We start from the raw sequence: 20,065 nt of genomic DNA, 5'->3' as shown, positions 1-20,065 counted from the left end.
AATCTTTTACAAAGAATTTTTTCAGCCCGATGAACGGTAACTACTAATTAAAAGACGATAAAATACGCAGCACCTGAATAGGGCTGAGTCATACAAAATCTACGACTTACTTAAAATTATCTTCTTCCAACAAGCTGGGATCAGTGTGCTTTATTACCGAGTCATTACAGGGATCCCATCCACCTCGACCTTTCGCACCTCGCTCTTGGCCAATAACGTATAGACGCACGGCAGGACAAATAACGTGAATAGCGTGCCAATCGACATCCCGGTGGCAATCACCATACCGATGTCATAACGACTTACCGCTCCCGCACCGGTCGCAAGTATCAACGGCACCATGCCAAACACCATAGCCGCCGTGGTCATCAATACTGGCCGCAAGCGAATGGAGGCCGCCTGTTCTACGGCTTCACGGGCCGACAAGCCTTTGTCTTTACGCAACTGGTTGGCGAATTCGACGATCAGAATTCCGTGTTTGCTGATCAAACCGATCAACGTCACCAGCCCCACTTGGGTATAGATGTTCAGGCTCGACCATCCAAGGAACAAGGGAATCAGCGCTCCGCAAATCGACATCGGCACCGTCACCAGTATCACCAACGGATCACGGAAGCTCTCGAACTGCGCCGCCAAGACTAGGAAAATAATGGCCAACGCCAAACCAAAGGTCACCCACAGTGCGCTACCTTCGTGGACGAACTGCCGTGATTCGGCGCTGTAGTCAAATGCATACCCTGGCGGCGCTTCTTCGACGGCAATCTGCTTCACCGTCTCGATGGCTTCTGCCATTCCCACCAATGGAAAACCCGAGATCAATGCCGAGTTGAGCTGCTGGAACTGGTTCAACTGCCGTGGTCGCGCCCGATCGGTGATGCGGATCAACGTCGAAAGCGGCAACAATTCACCATTGGTGTTTCTGACGTAGTAACTGTTCAACCACTCGGGGTTGTCGCGGTAGGCCCTCTCGACCTGGGCTATCACTTTATAGCTACGCCCTTCAAGGGTGAACCGATTGATTTCCGCCTCGCCCAGCAATGTCGCCAGCGTACTGCCAAGATCCTGCATCGACACACCCATCTGCGCCGCCTTGGCGCGATCGATGTCTATCACCACTTCCGGTTTATCGAACGCCAGGTCGATATCGACAAAAGCGAACTTGCCCGTCTCCATGGCGCGCGTCTTCACCCGATCGGCCACTTTCAGCAACGACTCATAATCGCTGGCGGTGTTGATGACGAAACCAAACGGCAAGCCTTCGCCAGTACCTGGAAGCGAAGGCAGGTTAAAGCCAAAAATTTGTAGACCAGGGATCTGCGCCAGTCGACCTTGCAGTTCGGGCAGGATCTGCATTTGGGTGCGGTTGCGCTCATTCCATGGTTTGAGCAGGAAGCCGCCAATCCCGGACTGCACGCCGTTATAGCCGTTGATCTGGAAAGACGAGTAGTACTCCGGGAAGGCTTTGAAGATATCGATGAATTCGTCGGTGTAAGTATTCAAGTAATTCAGGTTGGTCGGTTGAGGCGCACTGGACATCATGAAAATGATGCCTTGGTCTTCAGCCGGCGCCAGCTCCGACTTGGTGAATTTGAGGAACACTGGAATCAGACACAACACAATCACGGCAAACACCAGTACCACTGGCCGTGTATTAAGAGTGCCATGCAGCAGCCGTTGATAACGCCGTTTGAGGCTTTCGAAAATACGGTCCAGTCGGTGGGCGAGCCCCGAACTGCTGGCCTCGGAACGAAGCAACAGAGCGCACATCATCGGCGAAAGTGTCAACGCGACAATGCCGGAAATCACCACCGCACCGGCCAGAGTCAAGGCGAATTCCTTGAACAGTGCACCGGTCAAACCGTCCAGGAACCCAATTGGCGCATAGACCGCCGCCAAAGTGACGGTCATGGAAATCACCGGCAGAGCAATTTCCCGCGCGCCCTCCAGCGCCGCGTCCATCGGTCCCTTGCCGTCCTCGATATGCCGGTGAATGTTTTCGACCACGACGATCGCATCGTCTACCACCAGGCCGATCGCCAGGACCATCGCCAATAGAGTCAGCAGGTTGATCGAGTACCCCATCATCTGCATGAAGAACATTACGCCAATCATCGACAGCGGAATGGTGACCACCGGGATCACTACCGAACGTAGCGCCCCCAGAAACAGGAACACCACCACGATCACAATCAGCACAGCTTCAAACAGCGTCTTCACCACTTCATTGATCGACGCCTGGATAAATTGTGTGGCGTCATAGGCTATATCTACCTTGAGGCTGGGCGGCAGTTGAGTCTCCAGCTCAGGCATGAGCTTGCGTACTTCCTTGATCACGTCCAGCGGGTTGGCGCTCGGTGTCGCCTTGATGGCGATGTAAACCGAAGGTGTGCCGCCAAAGGAGCTGATGGCGTTGTAGTTTTCCGCCCCCATTTCCACCCGCGCCACATCCCCCAATAACACTCGGCTATCGCCATCGGTTTTCAGGGTGATGGCAGCAAAGGCTTCAGCGGTTTTCAGATCGGTACTGGCGTTAATACTGGTAACCACATATTCGCCTTTTACCTCACCGGCAGCCGAAAGGTAGTTGTATCGGCGTACCGCTGCGGTGACATCGTTGGCACTCAAGCCGAACCCCGCAAGCTTCACCGGGTCGAGCCACAGGCGCATGGCAAATACCTGACTGCCGAGGATTTCGGCTTCAGCCATACCAGGCAGCGTGGCGAGCTTGGGCTGGATGACCCGAGACAGGTAGTCGGTGATTTGCGAATTATTCAGTTGCCGGCTGGAAAAGCTGATGTACATGAGCGCCGAGGCGTCAGCGGCCTCCTTGCTCAGCACCGGGTCTTCGGCGTCCTGTGGCAGCTTGTTCTTGACCTCGTTAGCCTTGGCCAACAGTTCGGTAAACAGACGATCGCTGTTAGACCCGATGCGGGCGTAGATCGAAATCACCGAAAAATTCTGGCGGCTGACCGACGTCATATAGTCAATGCCCTCGGCACTGGCCAGGCTTTGCTGCAACGGTTGGGTGATATAGCCCTGAATGGTTTCGGCATTCGCACCTGGGTATGCGGTCGTGACTGTGATCAGTGCGTTTTCCATCTTCGGGAATTGCCGCAGCGCCAGCTTGCTGTAAGCCTGAAACCCCAGCAGCACGATCAACAGACTGACCACCACGGCCAACACCGGGCGGCGAATGAAAACATCGGTGAACTTCATAGCGCACCTGCAGCGAGGGCTGGTTGGTCAGGCACTGCCGGCTGAGTCTTGTCAGGGCTGATGGCGACAGGGGTACCGGTGTCCAGCTTGAGCTGGCCGGCGCTGACCACCTGATCACCGTTTTTCAATCCGCGCGTTATCAGCACCAGACCGCCTCGCCGCTCGCCAGTTTCTACAAAACGCCGTTCGGCAATCAGGACGGGCTGGTTGTTGGCGTCTTTTTCCACGCTGCCGTCATCGGCTTTTTTCTGCGTGATGGCATACACCGAGTTGCCGTAAAGGGTGAACGTAATCGCGCTTTCCGGGAGCACAATCTCAACCTTCGGATCAGGCAGCAACACCCGCAGGCTGGCGAACATGCCGGGGAGCAGTTTGTTGTCAGGGTTGGCCAGGGTGGCGCGCACCAACATATTGCGCGTGGTGCTCTCAACCTTGGGGTTGATGGCACTAATGGTGCCGGGAAAGGCTTGTTGCGGGTAGGCCGACACCTCGACCTGCACGCCTTGCCCGATGGCCACTTTAGGCACCGATTGTTCGGGAAGATAAAAGTCGACGTAGAGGCTGCTCAGGTCCTGCAAAGTGGCAATCACAGTGCCGCTGGCCAGGTAATCGCCGACATCGACCTGACGAATACCGATGACACCGCCAAACGGCGCAAGAATGTGCTTCTTCGCCAGGGACGCCTTGAGTTGATTGACGGTGGCCAGGTTTTTTTGCAATTGGGCCGAGAGTCGATCGAACTCACCTTTGGAGATGGCCCGATCACCAACCAATTGGCTGCCGCGTCCAAAATCCAGCTTTGCCAGGCCAAGATCGGCCTGGGCGGTTTCGAGCAGCGCCTGCTCTACCGCGCTATCGAGCTGGACCAGAGGTTGTCCGACCTTCACCGTTTGCCCTGATTCGAACTGCACGTCCTTGACGGTGCCGGCAATCTCCAGGCTCAGGTTTACGCCGCGCAATGCCTTGAGCGAGCCCACCGCCGGCAATCGCTCCTGCCATGTCTGCTCCTGCGCCGTCACCACGGCCACACTGACTGGAGGGCGGGGTGTGGAAAAACCCTGTACTTGCTGATAGATCGAATAAGCCTTGTAGCTTGCCAGCATCAATACAACGCACAGAGAAACACCCAACATGATCATCATGCGACGGCGCAGCATATTCCGATTCCTTGGAAAATTTGAACACCCGAAGTCAAAGCAACTGGCACGTTACTTCAAGTATCAAAATGTTTCCAACAGCTAAAACCGACAGGTCGGGACGTTGGATCACTAGACCCTCAACCTAGAGCCTCGCGCAAGATATCGAAATTTTCCATACAGCGGATTCTGTCGTCATTACGCCGTGTAAAAGTGGTTTTTCGGGTGCGCGCGTCTCTTTTTGGCAGGATCTACAGGTTTCGCAGTAAAGTCCCGAACCTCTAAAACCGGCGCACTCATGAAATCATCGGGGTACTGGCCTGAACGTGCAGGCGCTGAAAGGCAGCACAAAAGTCAAGGCAAAAACTGCATAGCCCCATTTGCGTTCGACTTGAGTTGCACACCTTGCAGCGCTACGGCAAGAAATAGGCCATCGCCCTTTTCCCGGCGCCCACTCACGCCTCAGTAACAAACCAGACGGAAGGTACATACTAGGTCTAAAGTTAAGGCGCCAGGGACAGATAGACTTTATGTCGTTCATATCTGCAACAATGTTCAAGGACCGAACTCATGACTCAGCGTCAATCCGGCCGTACTTTGCCCCCCGTTCCCTTGCCTTTTCGCTGGTTTGCGTTAATCCCGGTCATCCCTGCCATCGCATGGACACTCCTGCAATCAGCCTCTCTGGCCAACATGGTGGCCTGTGCCGTACTGCTGCTGATCGGTCTTGGTGCGTGCGCCTGGAGCACCCGTTCGCAGCGTGACCTGGTGCTGCGAGCGATTGCGCAGGCCAAGGCAGACCCGGCAGATGCAGACGCGACACACCACGGCATGGCCGTGCGCGCCCAACTCGACGAGGTGTTGCTGGGCGCCATGCCCATCTGGGCCAAGCAAGTGGAAAGCTCGCGCTTGCAGACCGAAGACGCCATCGTCAGCCTCGCCAACCGTTTCACGGGTATTTCCACGCGCCTGCAGGACACCGTGCAGGCCTCGCAGCAAGCCGCCGGGGAACTCGATGGGCAGGCTGCCGACGGCGCGCTCAAGGTGCTGGCGCGCAGTGACAGCGAACTGAGCCAGGTGATCGACTCGCTCAAGGCCGCTCAATCGAGCCGAGACCAGACTCTCTCCCAGGTGCGCAGCCTCACCGCCTATACCGGCGAACTGCGCACCATGGCCGCCGACGTGGCGGCGATTGCGGCACAAACCAACCTGCTGGCCCTCAATGCCGCGATCGAAGCGGCGCGTGCCGGTGAAGCCGGGCGCGGGTTTGCCGTGGTTGCGGATGCGGTGCGCAGCCTGTCGAGTAAATCCAGCGAGACCGGCCAGCAGATGTCGGCCAAAGTCGACATCATTAACAACGCCATCACCCAACTGGTGCAGGTGGCCTCCACCAGCGCCGACCAGGACAGCCACTCCGTCGCCGCGTCCGAGCAGAGCATCCAGCAGGTGCTCGAACGCTTCCAGAGCATCACCGGGCGCCTGGCCGATTCCGCCGACCTGCTCAAGCAGGAAAGCTACGGCATCCGTGACGAAATGACCGAGGTGCTGGTCAACCTGCAATTCCAGGACCGGGTCAGCCAGATCCTCAGCCATGTACGCGACAACATGCACGCCCTGCATGAGCACCTGCTCCAGGCCAACCAGACGCCCGACCAACTGGCAGCCGTCGATGCCCGCCAGTGGCTGGCGCGCATGGAGGCCACCTATGCCACCGACGAGCAGCGGCGTAACCATCATGGCGATACCGCGGCGCAGCAGAGTTCACAAGACATCACTTTTTTCTAGGAGCACAGCATGGCGAAGAATGTATTGGTGGTCGATGACTCGAGCAGCGTGCGACAAGTGGTCGGCATTGCCTTGAAAAGTGCCGGCTACGATGTGATCGAGGCCTGCGATGGCAAGGATGCCCTGGGCAAGCTCAACGGGCAGAAGGTGCACCTGATCATCAGTGACGTGAACATGCCCAATATGGACGGCATCACCTTTGTAAAGGAAGTCAAGAAGCTGGCCAGCTACAAGTTCACCCCGATCATCATGCTGACCACCGAGTCGCAGGAATCGAAGAAAGCCGAAGGCCAGGCCGCAGGCGCCAAGGCCTGGGTGGTCAAGCCGTTCCAGCCGGCGCAGATGCTGGCGGCGGTGTCCAAGTTGATCCTGCCCTGACCGATGACGGCATGGAGGCCTTATGTCCATCACCTGCGAAACAGTCGACGGCACCGCCCGCCTGGGTATTGACGGCGAACTGACGATCTACACCGTGGCCGAGCTTGCCGCCGCGCTGCTGCCCCGGATCGGCGCGGCGCCACGCCTGGAAATCGACTTGTCACAGGTCACCGAAATCGACGGCGCCGGCCTGCAATTGCTCGCGGTCATCAAGCGTGAAGCCGCCGGCAATGGCACGGACCTGAGCCTTGCCGGGCAGAGCCAGGCGGTCACGAGCACCTTTCAACTGTGTGGCGGCGCGATCTTCTAGCGCGCAGCCCCGTTCAATGAGCGACAAGGAGTGTCCAGGTGAGTATTGATCTCGATCAGGCACAGCAGACCTTTATCGCCGAGGCACGCGAGCTGCTGCAGGTCATGGAGCAATCCCTGCTGCAACTGGAGAGCGAACCCGGTGATGAAGATGCGATCGGTGCAGTGTTTCGCGCCGCCCATACCATCAAAGGCTCCGCCGGGTTGTTCGGCTTGGCACCGATTGTCGGTTTCACGCATATCGTCGAAGACGTGCTCGACCGCCTGCGCGATGGCAGCGTAAAAGTGGATGCGGCGTTGATCGCACTGCTGCTCAAGTGCGGCGACCACATACTTGACCTGATCGAGGCGGTCGACCATCACGGTGGCGCGCTGCAGCCTGCGACGCTGGAACATGGTGAGGTGTTGCGCGAAGCACTGAGCGCCTATCAGCCACTGCAGACGGCAATCACCGCTGTGGAAAGCGCAGGCCAAGATGACGAGACCCGCGCCGAGGTGCTCTGGCATATTTCCCTGCGCTTCGGCGCAGAGGTGTTCCGCAATGGCATGGACCCGTTGTCCTTCTTGCGCTACCTCGCCACGCTGGGCCAGTTGCTACAGGTCACCCCGCTGACCGAGCGCATTCCGCCCGTGGACGCCTGGGACCCGGAAAGCTGCTACCTGGGCTTTGAAATCGACCTGCGTTCGAATGCCAGCCATGCCACCCTCAATGAAGTGTTCGACTTCGTACGCGATGACTGTGAGGTGCTCATCAGCGCCCTCGACGCGCCAGGCGACAGCAGCACCGCAGCCGGCACCGAGTTGGTCACCCAGACCCTTGCCAGCCCAGTGGCGACGACGCAACAGCGCGTCGCGACGACCAGCGACGTCAAGCCGCGGGATGGCAACTATGTACGGGTCAATGCCGACAAGCTCGATGAACTGATCAACCTGGTCGGTGAGCTGGTCATCGCCAGCGCCGGTGCCAGCCTGTTGGCGCGCTCCTGCAACAACGACCCGCTGGAAGAAGCCGCCTCGACCGTCTCCGGGCTGGTGGAAGAGATCCTCGATGGCGCGCTGCGCCTGCGCATGATCCCCATCGGCGATACCTTCAATCGTTTCCGCCGCGTGGTGCGCGATGTCAGTCAGGAACTGGGCAAGGATATCGACCTGATCATCAGCGGCGCGGAAACCGAGCTGGACAAGACCGTCGTCGAGAAAATCGGCGACCCGCTGATGCACTTGTTGCGCAATGCGATGGACCATGGCATCGAGAACGCCGAGGCCCGACGCGCCGCCGGTAAATCGACCAAGGGTCACCTGAGCCTGAATGCCTACCACGACTCGGGCAGCATCGTGATCGAAATCGCCGATGATGGCGCCGGACTCAACCGCGAACGTATCCTGGAAAAAGCCCAGGAACGCGGGCTGGTCGCCAGCGGTGCGGTGCTCAGCGACCAGGAAATCTACAACCTGATTTTCGAAGCCGGTTTCTCCACGGCCGAGGCGGTGACCAACCTTTCCGGACGCGGTGTCGGCATGGATGTGGTCAAACGAAATATCACCCTGTTGCGCGGCACCGTCGACCTCGACAGCCGCCCCGGCCAAGGCACCGTGGTGCGCATTCGCCTGCCGCTGACCCTGGCGATCATCAACGGATTCCTGGTCGGTATCGACCATTGCACCTACGTGATTCCGTTGGATATGGTCCAGGAATGCGTCGAGCTGGACGAACTCCAGCGCCAATCCAGCCGCGACCAGGGCTACCTGGATCTGCGCGGCGAGGTGCTGCCGCTGGTGCACCTGCGCGACCACTTCAACCATGAAGGCCCACCGGCCCGCCGCCAGAACGTGGTGGTGGTGCGCTATGCCGAACACAAGGCCGGGCTGGTGGTGGATGACCTGCTCGGCGAGTTCCAGACCGTCATCAAACCCTTGGGCAAGCTGTTCGGTGCGCTGCGCGGCATCAGCGGCTCGACCATTCTGGGCAGCGGCGCGGTGGCCCTGATCCTGGATATACCGGCGTTGCTCAACCAAATCGTACAACAGGAAGCCCGCACACCTCAGGCGCCCTCGTCGCCCACGGTCGGCGTGCGCTGACGCATTCGCAATTCCATGGAGGTTCCCCGATGAAATGGTTCTACGATCTTAAGATTTCCACCAAGTTGATCAGCGCATTCCTGGTGGTCCTGGCGCTCACGGCGGCCATGGGTGGGTTTGCAATCCTCCAGCTCGGTGCCGTCAACCAGGCAGCCCAGGAGATCAAGAGCGATTGGATGCCATCCATGCGCGCCGCAGCCGGCATGCGTTTTTTTGCAGCCAATTATCGCCTGAAGGAAAACCGCCACGTCACTACCGAGATCGCCGAAGAAAAGGCCCAGGCTGATCGCGAAGCCGATGAGACGCTGCAACAGTTCAATACCCGCATGGGCACCTACGAGCAATTGCTGTCGGGCGATGAAGAACGTCAGCTTCTGGTCGGTTTGAAAAGTGCCTGGTCCACCTACCTGGCGACCAGCAAGCAGTTACTCGACTTGTCCCGGCAGAACCAGGAAGCCGCTGCGACTACCCTGCTCAGAGGGGAGTCCAGGACGCATTTCGATGAGGTGACCAGCCGCTTGCAGAAAATGGTCGAGTTCAATGAAGCCGGCGCGATCCAAGTCGGTGACAAGGGCTCGGCGTTGTACGAAAGCGCACGCGTGTCGATCATCGCGGTGCTGGTCGCCGCCCTGTTGATCGGCCTGGGCCTGGCGGTGTTCATCGCGCGGATTATTTCGCGTCCGCTGAGGCTCGCCGCGACCGCCGCCGAGCAATTGGCTGAAGGCAACCTCAGCACCCCTATCGCGCCGGGCGGGAAAGATGAAACCGGCATGGTGCTCAATGCCATGCGCAACATGGTCGGCAAACTGGCGAATATCATCGGCGAAGTACGCAACGCTGCCGACAACCTGGCGAGCGCCTCGGAGCAAGTCAGCGCCACCGCACAGTCGATGAGCCAGGCCACCAGTGAACAGGCCGCCAGCGTCGAGGAAACCAGCGCGTCGGTGGAACAGATGAGCGCCAGCATCAATCAGAATACCGAAAACGCCAAGGTCACCGATGGCATGGCCAGCAAGGCGGCCAAGGAAGCCACCGACGGCGGAGAGTCGGTGCAACAAACGGTATTGGCAATGAAGAAAATCGCCCAGCGCATCAGCATCATCGATGACATTGCCTACCAGACCAACCTGCTGGCGCTCAACGCCGCGATTGAGGCTGCCCGGGCCGGCGAGCACGGCAAAGGTTTCGCGGTGGTCGCCGCCGAAGTCCGCAAACTGGCGGAGCGCAGCCAGGTGGCCGCGCAGGAAATCGGCGAACTGTCCTCAAGCAGCGTGGACATGGCGGAAAAGGCCGGCAAACTGCTCGACGAAATGGTCCCCTCGATCAACAAGACCTCCGACCTGGTGCAGGAAATCAGTGCCGCGTCCGAAGAGCAGGCGGCCGGCGTGGCGCAGATCAACACGGCCATGACCCAGCTCAACCAGGTGACCCAGCAGAACGCCTCCAGCAGCGAGGAACTGGCGGCGACCGCCGAAGAAATGAGCAGCCAGGCCGAGCAGTTGCAACAGGCGATGAGCTTTTTCGTACTCGACGCCACCTCCGGCGCCGCGGTTCAAACCAGCAGTGTGGACAGCCCTGGCAACAAGCCCAGCCGCCAGCCACCCCGCCCGGCACCGCAGCCCGCCCGCAAAGCGTTTGCCTACACGATGGCCAGCGCCCCGGACGAATCGGAATTTACCCGTTTCTGATGCGAGACATCGACGCGGGCTTACAGGGAGAGTGACATGGGTGCAGTGATGACTAACCGTCAGACCGCAGTGGCGGCGGATGAGGATGCGCAATACCTGACCTTCATGCTCGGTGGCGAGATGTTCGCGATCGGCATTCTGGGCATCAAGGAAATCATCGAATACGGCAGCCTGACCGTAGTACCGATGATGCCCGCGTTCGTGCGCGGTGTAATCAACCTGCGCGGCGCCGTGGTGCCGGTGGTTGATCTATCGGCGCGTTTCGGCCGGGCGAACTCGCCGATTACGCGCCGCTCCTGCGTGATCATCATCGAAGCGAGTACCGAAGATGGGCAGCCCCAGGACATCGGGTTGCTGGTGGATACGGTATCCGCCGTGCAGGAGATTCCGGCGGCCCAGATCGAACCCCCTCCCAGCTTCGGCGCGCGGATTCGTGCCGACTTCATCGGTGGCATGGCCAAGGTCGAAGGCAAGTTCGTGATTGTGCTGGAGGTGGGCAAAGTCCTTTCTATCGACGAGATGTCCAGCCTGGCCGAAAGCGCGCAGACACCGGCGCTCGACCTTGAGCAGCGTTGAGATACGATCATGGCCGACACTGCTTCGCTCGATGACCGTGAATTCGGTCAATTCCAATCCTGGTTGTACCGTGCGGCCGGCATCAACCTGTCGCCGGCCAAAAAAGCCTTGGTGGCCGGGCGCCTGTTCAAGCGCCTCCAGCATTATGAATTGGAGAGCTACGGGGACTATTTCAAACTGATCATGAACGACCAGCGCAAGGGCGAACTGCAAGTCGCGCTGGACCTGCTGACCACTAACGAAACCTACTTTTTTCGCGAGCCCAAGCACTTTGATTTCCTGCGTCAGCACGTCCTGCCCAAGGCCGCGCCGGGCAAAGTGTTTCGCGTGTGGAGCGCGGCCAGCTCCTCGGGCGAAGAGCCCTACAGCCTGGCGATGACACTGGCCGAGGCCCTGGGCACTACGCCTTGGGAAGTGATCGGCTCGGACATCAGCACTCAGATGCTGGCCAAGGCGCGTACCGGGCATTACTCGATGGAGCGCGTCGGCACCCTGCCCCAGCCGCTGCTCACCAAATACTGCCTCAAGGGCATCGGCCGCCAGGAAGGCACGTTCCTGATCGACAAGAGCCTGCGCAACCGCGTCAACTTCGTGCAAGTCAACCTGAACGAGCCGCTGCCAGGCCTGGGCGAGTTCGATGTGATCTTCCTGCGCAACGTGATGATTTATTTTGACCAGCAGACCAAGAGCCAAGTGGTCGCACGCTTGTTGCCGCAGCTCAAGCCCGGCGGCCATTTCATCATCAGCCACTCGGAGAGCCTCAATGGTGTGAACGACACCTTGAAGCTGGTGGCGCCGTCGATTTACCGCAAGCCATGAAAAAGCCTCTCGGTGCAGTCGAAGTGGTGTTGGCGCCCGGCCAAGTCACTTTTGCGACGCGGCCGACTCGCCTGCGCACCTTGCTCGGTTCCTGCGTGGCGTTCACCTTCTGGCATCCGCAACGGCGGATCGGCGGCATGTGCCATTTCATGCTGCCGGCACGCTTGCGGCATGGTCAGCCCCTGGATGGCAAATACGGCGACGAAGCGCTGGAGCTGCTGATTCGGCACGCGCGCGCCCATGGCACGCGGCCCCAGGACTATCAGGTGAAGGCGTTCGGCGGCGGCGAGATGTTCCCCACGCAGCATCGCCACCTACCGGCGCAAAATGTGGCCGCCCTGAACATCCGCGCCGCGCTGGCGCTTGCCAAACACCATCATTTGCACCTGGCGGCCCAGGACATGGGCAGTACCGGTTATCGCACTATCGTGTTCGACCTGTGGAACGGCAACGTCTGGGTCCGGCATCAACCAATGGGATTACTCAAAAACAATGCCTAATAAAAAAATCAGCGTATTGCTGGTCGATGACTCGGCCGTTGTCCGCCAAGTGCTGCTGGCGATTTTCAATGACACGCCGGATATCCACGTCATAGGCGCCGCCTCCGACCCGATTTTCGCCATGGACAAGCTCGCCCGTGAATGGCCGGATGTGATTGTGCTGGACGTGGAAATGCCGCGCATGGATGGCATCACCTTTCTCAGGAAAATCATGAGCGAGCGCCCGACACCGGTAGTGATCTGCTCGTCACTGACCCAGAAAGGCGCGGAAACCTCCCTGCAGGCTTTATCGGCCGGCGCCGTGGACATCATCACCAAACCCACCACAGGCCTGAAGAATTTCCTGATCGAATCGGGCCCGGAATTGATTGCGGCAATCCGTGCGGCGGCCAACTCCAATGTCAGTAACCTCGGCAAGCGCATCGCCAAGCCGACCCCGGCGCCCGCGGTCGCCGGCAAGCTGACGGCGGATGCGATCCTGCCCGCCGCCAATGGCCAGGCCATGGCCCAGACCACTGAACGCATTGTCGCCATCGGCACCTCCACCGGCGGCACCCAGGCGTTGGAGGCCGTGCTGACGGCACTGCCGAGGGTGTGCCCGGGCATGGTGATCGTGCAGCACATGCCGGAAAAGTTCACCGCCTCCTTCGCCGAGCGCCTGAACAGCGTGTGCCAGATCGAAGTGCGTGAAGCGCGCAACAACGACCGTATCCTGCCGGGCCTGGCTTTGATCGCTCCCGGCGGCAAGCACCTGATGGTCACACGCAGCGGCGCCTACTATCACACTCAGGTCATCGACGGGCCGCTGGTCAACCGCCATCGGCCATCAGTGGATGTGCTGTTTCGCTCAGTGGCCAAATTCGCCGGCAAGAACGCCACCGGCATCATCATGACCGGCATGGGCGACGACGGCGCCCGCGGCCTCAAGGAAATGCTCGTCGCCGGCGCCGCGACGGTCGCCCAGGACGAGGCCAGCTGCGTGGTATTCGGCATGCCCAAGGAAGCCATCAAACTCAACGCCGCACAGCGCATCATGGCGTTGCAGGATATTCACCAGGCGATCCTGCATAAGTGAAGTGGGGAGTAACTATCGGGGTCTGCTGACACAGCGGGCCAGTGAGATCGGGCCGTTACCGCCGCCTCCGTTCAGCGAACTTGAAGTGAACCGGGAAAACGCTTGCAACTCAGCTACCCGCTAATGGGTAATGCTCAATACGGCACGCATGACTATGGCCATCGCCTTTACATGTCCCATCCAGATACCGGTAGTTCACACGCACCGACTGGCCTTTTTTGGGCCACTCTCGGCGTGGGATCTGGCTTTGGTAATCAGTAGTTTCTGGGATAAACGTGAGGGTCGCCCCCTCTTCCGGGCACTCTGCCGTGGTCGATGTAGGGCTCACCTTCAGGATCTGCGCCTGCAGCTTGGGGTATGGATGTTTCAATACGTCAGTAACACGTAACTCCAGACTGCAAATTTGCCACGATGCTGCTTGTACTGGCTGGCACAACATGAAGAGAGGAAAAGCAAATAACGCGTAGCGAGCCACATGATTGCCCATTATTGACACTGCCTCGAATATTGATATTCAGGACACTATCAGATTTGAACTCATCGAATCATGGAACGATCAATCTCCTTATGCACATCCAGCCAAGTCGTTGCTCGAGCCGGCATCAACTGAAGCCGCACCCGCTGCGGCTCCTGCCGTGGGCCAGTCAGCGGCGCGGCGTCTGCAAGGCGTGGTAGCCGTAATCGGCGCGAGCTTTATGTAAAGGAACGCCCGCCTCGATAGCCGCACGAATATGCTCTTCGGCCTGGTGGATTTCTTCGGCCACCTCCAGCACTTGGCTCAGTGAGCCGGCCGGAATCACTACCAAGCCGTCACCATCTCCGCGCAACCAATCATCTGGTTGTACCCGCACGCCGCCCAGCGTCACGGGCGCCTGGATCGCTTCGACACGCACGCGATCCTTGCCGGTGCGCATCCAGTTACCCCGGGAAAATATCGGGTAGTCAAGTTCCAACGCACGGTCGACATCGCGGCAGATACCGTCAATCACCGTCCCGGCCAGCTGCTTGCGGGCGGCAGTAGAGGTCAGCAAATCGCCCCACACGGTGGTGTCGAGCCGCGCCTGGTTGTCGATCACTACCACCTGGCCGGCCTCAAGGTCGTCGATGTAGTCGCCCACCGAGCCGCCGTCCAGGCCAATAGGGCCGTAGCGCAGGGTCCAGGCTTTGCCTGTGAGGGTGAACGACCGGTCCAGAGGCATGATGTCGGTGCACTGGCAAACGATTTTCAGGCGGTCCATGCATCGCTGAGGTCGGTGCAACTCAGGGCGTTGAGACGGGTAAAAATAGAGGTCTGCATGATGTAGCCCTCCTTGTGTCCGGTAGGTTAACGCACGATGGCGGCGGCACTGAATGCATGGATCTTGTCGACGATCTGACGGGACGCCACCCTGATTGCCGTGGTGGTATTGCCGGCGATATGCGGCGTCAGTTGCGCGTTGGGAATGTCGGTCAGTGGCGAGTCGAACCGGTCTTTTTCCAGGGAAAAGGTATCGATGGCGACCGCCTTGATGTGCCTGGGAAACTGGCGCATGAAGGCTGCCAGCTGGTGTTCGTCGACGATCCCGCCGCGAGCGGTATTGATGAGGATTGAACCTTGGCGCATCTGCCCGAACTCGGCGGTGCCGAACAAGCCGCGGGTCAGCGTGGTGAGCGGCACGTGGATCGAGACGATGTGCGATTCAGCCAGTAACTGCGCAAGGCTTGCTCGTCGCTCAAGCTCAAGGCTGCGCGCTACCGATTCGGTAAAACGCTCGGACCCGGTAGCGATCACCTTGATGCCCAGCGCCGCCGCCTTACGTGCCACCTGCCGGGCAATGCTTCCGGTGCCCACCAGCCCAAGCGTGAGTTCGGCGTATTCGCAGGTGGGTGCCAAGGTGCCTTTTGCCCAATGGCCGTTGTGCGTTTCGGCGTTGTAATAATCCAGATCACGAGATAGAAACAGCGCCTGGGCCAGGACGTACTCGGCAACAGCGACCGCGTTGGAGCCTGGCGTGTTGAGTATCGTAACGCCGCACTGCTCGCATTCGAGCCGATCAATATGGTTAACCCCGGCGCCGGCCTGGGCAATGGCGCGCAGTGGCGTGGCCAACGCGGGCGAACTGGCGGCACGGATCAGGCTGGCACCGAGGGGGATGTTCAGGCGCGTCTTGAACACGCTGTAACCCCTGGCTCGACTCACGGCGGCAATAAAGGCAGGCTCGTCGTGACAGTCGATCTCGGCATATTCAATACGCGTAGTGTAGTGCTGCCGGATGCGCTCTTTATCCGCGAAATAGTGCAGGTTGAGAGTGACGTTCAGGCCCAGCGCAAGAAAGCGATCGACTTCCTCAAACAGCAATGGCGGGCTCGGGGCATCGAGTATCAGGATAGTAAATGCCATACAGTTGATCCTCTTGGAGGGTAGCGCCTGCCGATACCCAGGCTGCCCTGGGTATCGGGGCTAATCACCAGTTGAAATAGTGGGCGCTGGTGGGATCGACCAGACCTGCATCGGTACTCGCGGCCGCGAGGAACCCGCTGTAGAAATCATTCAGCGATGAGGGCTGGATGAACGCGGGATTGCTTTTGGCGTATATAAGAAACAACCGATAGATTCTCAGGTTCTTTTCCTTGCGGTAGACCTCTGCCTTGAGGCTAGGCCACAAGTTGAGCAAGCTGCTTTCCTTGATTTTCCAAGGATCCGCCGGCTCGGTGCCGGTGGTGGCCTTGTACACGAAGCGCTTACTTTCAATCACTTCCAGGTGCAGGCTGGCCAGCAGTTGTTCGGCCGTGCCGATGGCCACGGTCTTCAACGTGTTGTGCCAGTTTCTGCAAGACCAGCACGACAGAATGCTTGAGTTGGTCGGTCTCTTTGCACAGCAGCCCCAGGCTGATATTTACCCCGGACGGCGCTGCAATCAACTGCGAGTCGAGCGTGAGTAACTGACGGGGCAGGCTGGCTTGCGAAGCAATCTGGGTCGCCACACTCCTGACCGACAATTCGAACAGCAGTTGCTTGATCAGCAACAACTTCCAGAACGCCTCGACGTCTTTGCTGGAGCGGGACTCGAAGAATGCCTTACCCAAAGCAGCCGCCAATTTCGAATCAGCCTTGTCCAGATACGACAGCGTATCGATTTCGGCGTAGATCCTCAGGCAGGCTCGGGTGTGCGGGGTCTGGGAAGCGTCGTCCGTGTTTGCCTTGAGTGCGTGCTCAAGTGCTCGCCATAGAATGTCATGTAGTAAAGCGGGGTTGGTATGGCCGAGTGACGGGCGAGTTGATGCATTTTCCAGTATGGAGTTGATCACATGATTCATGGGTTCGAGCCTCGATAATTATACAAATCCCTTGTTTCGCATTGCGCCGAACAGACGCACGCAAAATCATCACTGTCCCAGGCTCAACCCACTGCGCCGCAACGAACGGAACTCACCTGTTCGCCGACAGAAAGCCCCCTTATCGGTGCCGAAAACGGCAAAAATGAAACAACTTGTTACATTTGTGCGCAATAAAGCATGCTCCGAAATTTTCAACAAAAGACCTTTTTGGAATAGACGGTTAGGAAAAAATAATAGGAAGCCAATAAAAACCACAGCACTGAATTCTGTTTCAGAGCCGATGTTTTTTCTAAAATCCTGATTATTCGAAATTTAAATCCATCCACTCAACAATGTTCGCCCCGGAAAAAATGTCGCGTAGGCACGATCTGCAAGCGCAACCTAAATAATTCTTCATAAACACGACTTTATGAAAAACAGCGCAGGCTCCTTGGATATCAATCAGAATCAGATCAATTGACGCCAACCCTGGTTTTACCCAGCGCGCCTTGGTTGAAACCACTGCAGCGATTTTCATGTAATCGCAGGATTAGAGACGCAGTCACGCTGGTCGCGCTGCGCGCTTTGATCACCCCGAAGAAATCCAGGGCAAAAAAAAAGCCTGCATCGCTGCAGGCTTTTCTCTATCTGGCTCCACGACCTGGACTCGAACCAGGGACCCAATGATTAACAGTCATTTGCTCTACCAACTGAGCTATCGCGGAATGCGCCGTATGTTACTGATTAAAAAGAAGAAGTCAAGCATCGGGATGCGTTTTGACGAATTCATCCTGATAAGCGGTAGTCGCCCTACTCCGAATGGGCCATTTCCTTGGCCAAATCCAGCCAGGCACGCGCCGCCGGCGGCAGGTGGGCGCTGGCGCGCCAGGCCAGGGCGATGTGCCAGTCGGTGTGGGGTTCGTCCAAGGGGATCAGGGCGATACCGGTGGGTTGATGCATGTGCGCCAGCATGCGCGGCAGGAACGCGACGCCCAGGCCCGCCGAGACCAAGTCGACGATAAAGTCGATCTGCCCGCTGCGGGCCGTGACCTTGGGAGTCACGCCCTTGCGCTCGCAGGCGGCGAGGATCTTGGCGTTCAGGGCAAAGCCTGCTTCGAACAGAATGAACGGTGAGTCCGCAAGGTCGGTGAAGTCGATGCGCTTGCGCCGGGCCAGCGGGTGGTTCATGGGTAACACGGCCATCAGGGGTTCATTGCGCACGGGTTGGAAGTCGAACCCTTCATCCGTGGGCAGCAGCAACGCCGCGAGGTCAATCTCCCCGGCTTCCAGGCACCCGCGCAGTTTCTTGCTGCCGTACTCGGTGAGTTCGATTTCGATGTCGGGGTAGCGCCTGCGGTAGGTGGCGAACATGGCCGCGAACAGCACGCCGCAACCCACCGGGGGCAGGCCGATGCGCAGTTGGCCACGCTTGAGGCCGCGCAAGTCATTGATCTCGGCCACCAGGTCATTGCTCTCGGCGAGCAGCACCTGGGCGCGACGGTAGACAATTTCACCGGCGGCGGTGAGTTCGTTACGGTGGCCCAGGCGATTAAAAAGCGGCGCGCCCAGTTCATCCTCCAGCGTCCTGACGGCCTTGCTCACGGAGGACTGAGTCAGCGACACCACCTCGGCAGCCTGGGAGAAGCCGCCCTGGCGTACCACTTCGACAAAGGCACGCAATGCTCGTAGGTTCATCGGTATTCCTTTTGCGACTGGCTACCATTGATAAAAGTTGTTTTTATCATGCCAGATTATTGCCTATCCTGAATTACCTTGCCCTGTGGAGCCCCTCTTCAATGATCATCTCGTCCGCCTCCGACTATCGCGCAGCCGCCAAGCGCAAGCTGCCGCGCTTCCTGTTCGACTACATCGACGGCGGTGCCTACGCCGAACACACGATGCGCGCCAACAGTTCGGACCTGGCCGAGATCAGCCTGCGCCAGCGTGTCCTGCGCAATGTGGATAGCCTGAGCCTCAAGACCACCCTGTTCGGCCAGCCCTTGGACATGCCGGTGATCCTCAGCCCGGTGGGCCTCACCGGCATGTATGCGCGGCGCGGCGAAGTGCAGGCGGCCAAGGCAGCCGCCAATAAAGGCATCCCCTTCTGCCTGTCGACGGTGTCGGTGTGTTCGATTGAAGAAGTGGCGTCTCAAAGCGCGCAATCAATCTGGTTCCAGCTGTATGTCCTCAAGGACCGTGGCTTCATGCGCAACGCGCTGGAACGGGCCCAGGCGGCCGGGGTGACGACACTGGTGTTCACCGTGGATATGCCCACGCCAGGCGCACGCTACCGCGATGCACACTCGGGCATGTCCGGGCCATTCGCGGCGTCGCGGCGCATGCTGCAAGCCGTCACCAAGCCGCAATGGGCGTTCGATGTGGGGTTGCTCGGCCGTCCACACGACCTGGGCAATATCTCCAGGTACCTGGGCAAACCCACCCACCTGGAAGACTACATCGGCTGGCTGGCCAACAACTTCGATCCCTCCATCAGCTGGAAAGACCTGGAATGGATCCGTGAGTTCTGGAAAGGCCCGATGATCATCAAAGGCATCCTCGATCCGCAGGATGCCAAGGACGCCGTGAGCTTCGGGGCCGATGGCATCGTGGTCTCCAACCATGGCGGGCGCCAGCTGGACGGCGTGCTGTCCACCGCCAAGGCCCTGCCACCGATTGCCGACAAGGTCGGCGATGACCTCACCGTGCTGGTGGACTCCGGCATCCGTTCGGGGCTGGACGTGGTGCGTATGCTCGCCTTGGGTGCCAAAGCATGTCTGCTGGGCCGCGCCACCGCCTATGCATTGGCTGCCGACGGCCAGCACGGGGTGGAGAACCTGCTGGATATCTTCGCCAAGGAGATGCGCGTGGCCATGACCCTGACCGGGGTCACCTCGATTGAGCAGATCGACCGCACGACCTTGGTCTAAGCCAGCTGTCAGCCAAATAACTGACGCAAGCAGGCGACAACCCCACTGAGTTATAAAAGCAATTAATTGATTTGTAAGACGTTTTATACGGCCAAAAGGATTTGGCACGAATCTCGCTCTAATCCCTGCCAAGCAGGTTAAGCGATGACAAGACGTGCGGCAGTGCCCCGGGGTTATAACCCGGACTAAAGCGGTTTAAACTGTTCCTATTGTTTTACGCAACTGACGGAACAGTAAGACGCTTGGCTTCTGCCATTCTCATCCAGCCTGTAAGACAGTT

Annotated in this window: 17 protein-coding genes and 1 tRNA gene; 10 read left to right on the top strand and 8 right to left on the bottom strand. The window is 58.9% G+C overall.

The window, feature by feature from the left end:
- Positions 1-153: 153 nt before the first annotated feature.
- Positions 154-3,216, bottom strand: a complete 3,063-nt coding sequence (locus tag C9383_RS03150; RefSeq protein ID WP_090369688.1) for a multidrug efflux RND transporter permease subunit — start codon at positions 3,214-3,216, stop codon at positions 154-156.
- On the bottom strand, positions 3,213-4,373 hold the full coding sequence (locus C9383_RS03145) for an efflux RND transporter periplasmic adaptor subunit (protein WP_090369686.1): 1,161 nt from the start codon (positions 4,371-4,373) through the stop codon (positions 3,213-3,215). The genes C9383_RS03150 and C9383_RS03145 overlap by 4 nt, the downstream gene beginning before the upstream one ends.
- A 549-nt stretch (positions 4,374-4,922) precedes the next feature.
- On the opposite strand from C9383_RS03145, the gene C9383_RS03140 reads away from it, so the two are divergent.
- The 9 genes from C9383_RS03140 to C9383_RS03100 are packed head-to-tail and all read left to right on the top strand — an operon-like array spanning position 4,923 to position 13,561.
- A complete protein-coding gene (locus C9383_RS03140) occupies positions 4,923-6,137 on the top strand; it encodes a methyl-accepting chemotaxis protein (RefSeq protein ID WP_090369684.1) in 1,215 nt (404 codons plus the stop codon).
- 9 nt (positions 6,138-6,146) lie between these two features.
- A complete protein-coding gene (locus C9383_RS03135; RefSeq protein ID WP_003174214.1) occupies positions 6,147-6,515 on the top strand; it encodes a response regulator in 369 nt (122 codons plus the stop codon).
- A 22-nt stretch (positions 6,516-6,537) separates the two neighbouring features.
- Positions 6,538-6,825 carry an STAS domain-containing protein gene (locus C9383_RS03130; RefSeq protein WP_060755838.1) on the top strand — a complete coding sequence of 96 codons (288 nt, stop codon included), beginning with the start codon at positions 6,538-6,540 and terminating at the stop codon, positions 6,823-6,825.
- A 38-nt stretch (positions 6,826-6,863) separates the two neighbouring features.
- Entirely contained in the window at positions 6,864-8,903 is a 2,040-nt protein-coding gene (locus C9383_RS03125; protein WP_090369682.1) for a chemotaxis protein CheA, read from the top strand.
- A gap of 29 nt (positions 8,904-8,932) precedes the next feature.
- Positions 8,933-10,591 (top strand): methyl-accepting chemotaxis protein, encoded by a 1,659-nt coding sequence (locus C9383_RS03120; RefSeq protein WP_090369680.1) that lies wholly within the window; start codon positions 8,933-8,935, stop codon positions 10,589-10,591.
- Positions 10,592-10,627: 36 nt separating this feature from the next.
- On the top strand, positions 10,628-11,167 hold the full coding sequence (locus C9383_RS03115; protein ID WP_060755841.1) for a chemotaxis protein CheW: 540 nt from the start codon (positions 10,628-10,630) through the stop codon (positions 11,165-11,167).
- A 9-nt stretch (positions 11,168-11,176) separates the two neighbouring features.
- The gene (locus C9383_RS03110; protein WP_060755842.1) at positions 11,177-11,986 is read left to right on the top strand and encodes a CheR family methyltransferase; all 810 of its coding nucleotides are present in this window, start codon (positions 11,177-11,179) and stop codon (positions 11,984-11,986) included.
- The gene (gene cheD, locus C9383_RS03105) at positions 11,983-12,486 is read left to right on the top strand and encodes a chemoreceptor glutamine deamidase CheD (RefSeq protein WP_090369678.1); all 504 of its coding nucleotides are present in this window, start codon (positions 11,983-11,985) and stop codon (positions 12,484-12,486) included. Before C9383_RS03110 ends, cheD begins: the two co-directional genes overlap by 4 nt.
- Complete coding sequence (locus C9383_RS03100; RefSeq protein WP_060755844.1) at positions 12,479-13,561, top strand: protein-glutamate methylesterase/protein-glutamine glutaminase; 1,083 nt, start codon at positions 12,479-12,481, stop codon at positions 13,559-13,561. The genes cheD and C9383_RS03100 overlap by 8 nt, the downstream gene beginning before the upstream one ends.
- Before the next feature lie 644 nt (positions 13,562-14,205).
- Here the strand turns inward: C9383_RS03100 and C9383_RS03090 are convergent.
- The 6 genes from C9383_RS03090 to C9383_RS03065 form a co-directional block, all read right to left on the bottom strand.
- Positions 14,206-14,799, bottom strand: coding sequence for an RraA family protein (locus C9383_RS03090; protein ID WP_235863233.1), 594 nt, complete (start codon positions 14,797-14,799; stop codon positions 14,206-14,208).
- An 86-nt stretch (positions 14,800-14,885) separates the two neighbouring features.
- Positions 14,886-15,941: an NAD(P)-dependent oxidoreductase gene (locus C9383_RS03085; protein ID WP_090369676.1), complete on the bottom strand. Its 1,056-nt coding sequence runs from the start codon at positions 15,939-15,941 to the stop codon at positions 14,886-14,888.
- 64 nt (positions 15,942-16,005) lie between these two features.
- The gene (locus tag C9383_RS03080; RefSeq protein WP_143038198.1) at positions 16,006-16,353 is read right to left on the bottom strand and encodes a hypothetical protein; all 348 of its coding nucleotides are present in this window, start codon (positions 16,351-16,353) and stop codon (positions 16,006-16,008) included.
- A complete protein-coding gene (locus tag C9383_RS03075; protein WP_235863229.1) occupies positions 16,289-16,858 on the bottom strand; it encodes a hypothetical protein in 570 nt (189 codons plus the stop codon). The genes C9383_RS03080 and C9383_RS03075 overlap by 65 nt, the downstream gene beginning before the upstream one ends.
- A gap of 649 nt (positions 16,859-17,507) precedes the next feature.
- Positions 17,508-17,583, bottom strand: a tRNA-Asn gene (locus tag C9383_RS03070).
- An 85-nt stretch (positions 17,584-17,668) separates the two neighbouring features.
- On the bottom strand, positions 17,669-18,553 hold the full coding sequence (locus C9383_RS03065) for a LysR family transcriptional regulator (RefSeq protein ID WP_090369672.1): 885 nt from the start codon (positions 18,551-18,553) through the stop codon (positions 17,669-17,671).
- Positions 18,554-18,654: 101 nt separating this feature from the next.
- On the opposite strand from C9383_RS03065, the gene lldD reads away from it, so the two are divergent.
- Complete coding sequence (lldD, locus tag C9383_RS03060) at positions 18,655-19,785, top strand: FMN-dependent L-lactate dehydrogenase LldD (RefSeq protein ID WP_090369670.1); 1,131 nt, start codon at positions 18,655-18,657, stop codon at positions 19,783-19,785.
- Positions 19,786-20,065: the final 280 nt, after the last annotated feature.

Origin of the sequence: Pseudomonas palleroniana, from assembly GCF_003031675.1 — a bacterium.
Taxonomy (GTDB): domain Bacteria; phylum Pseudomonadota; class Gammaproteobacteria; order Pseudomonadales; family Pseudomonadaceae; genus Aquipseudomonas; species Aquipseudomonas palleroniana.
The sequence above is the reverse complement of the archived record's forward strand: the minus strand, read 5'-3'. Positions and strand labels throughout refer to the sequence as shown.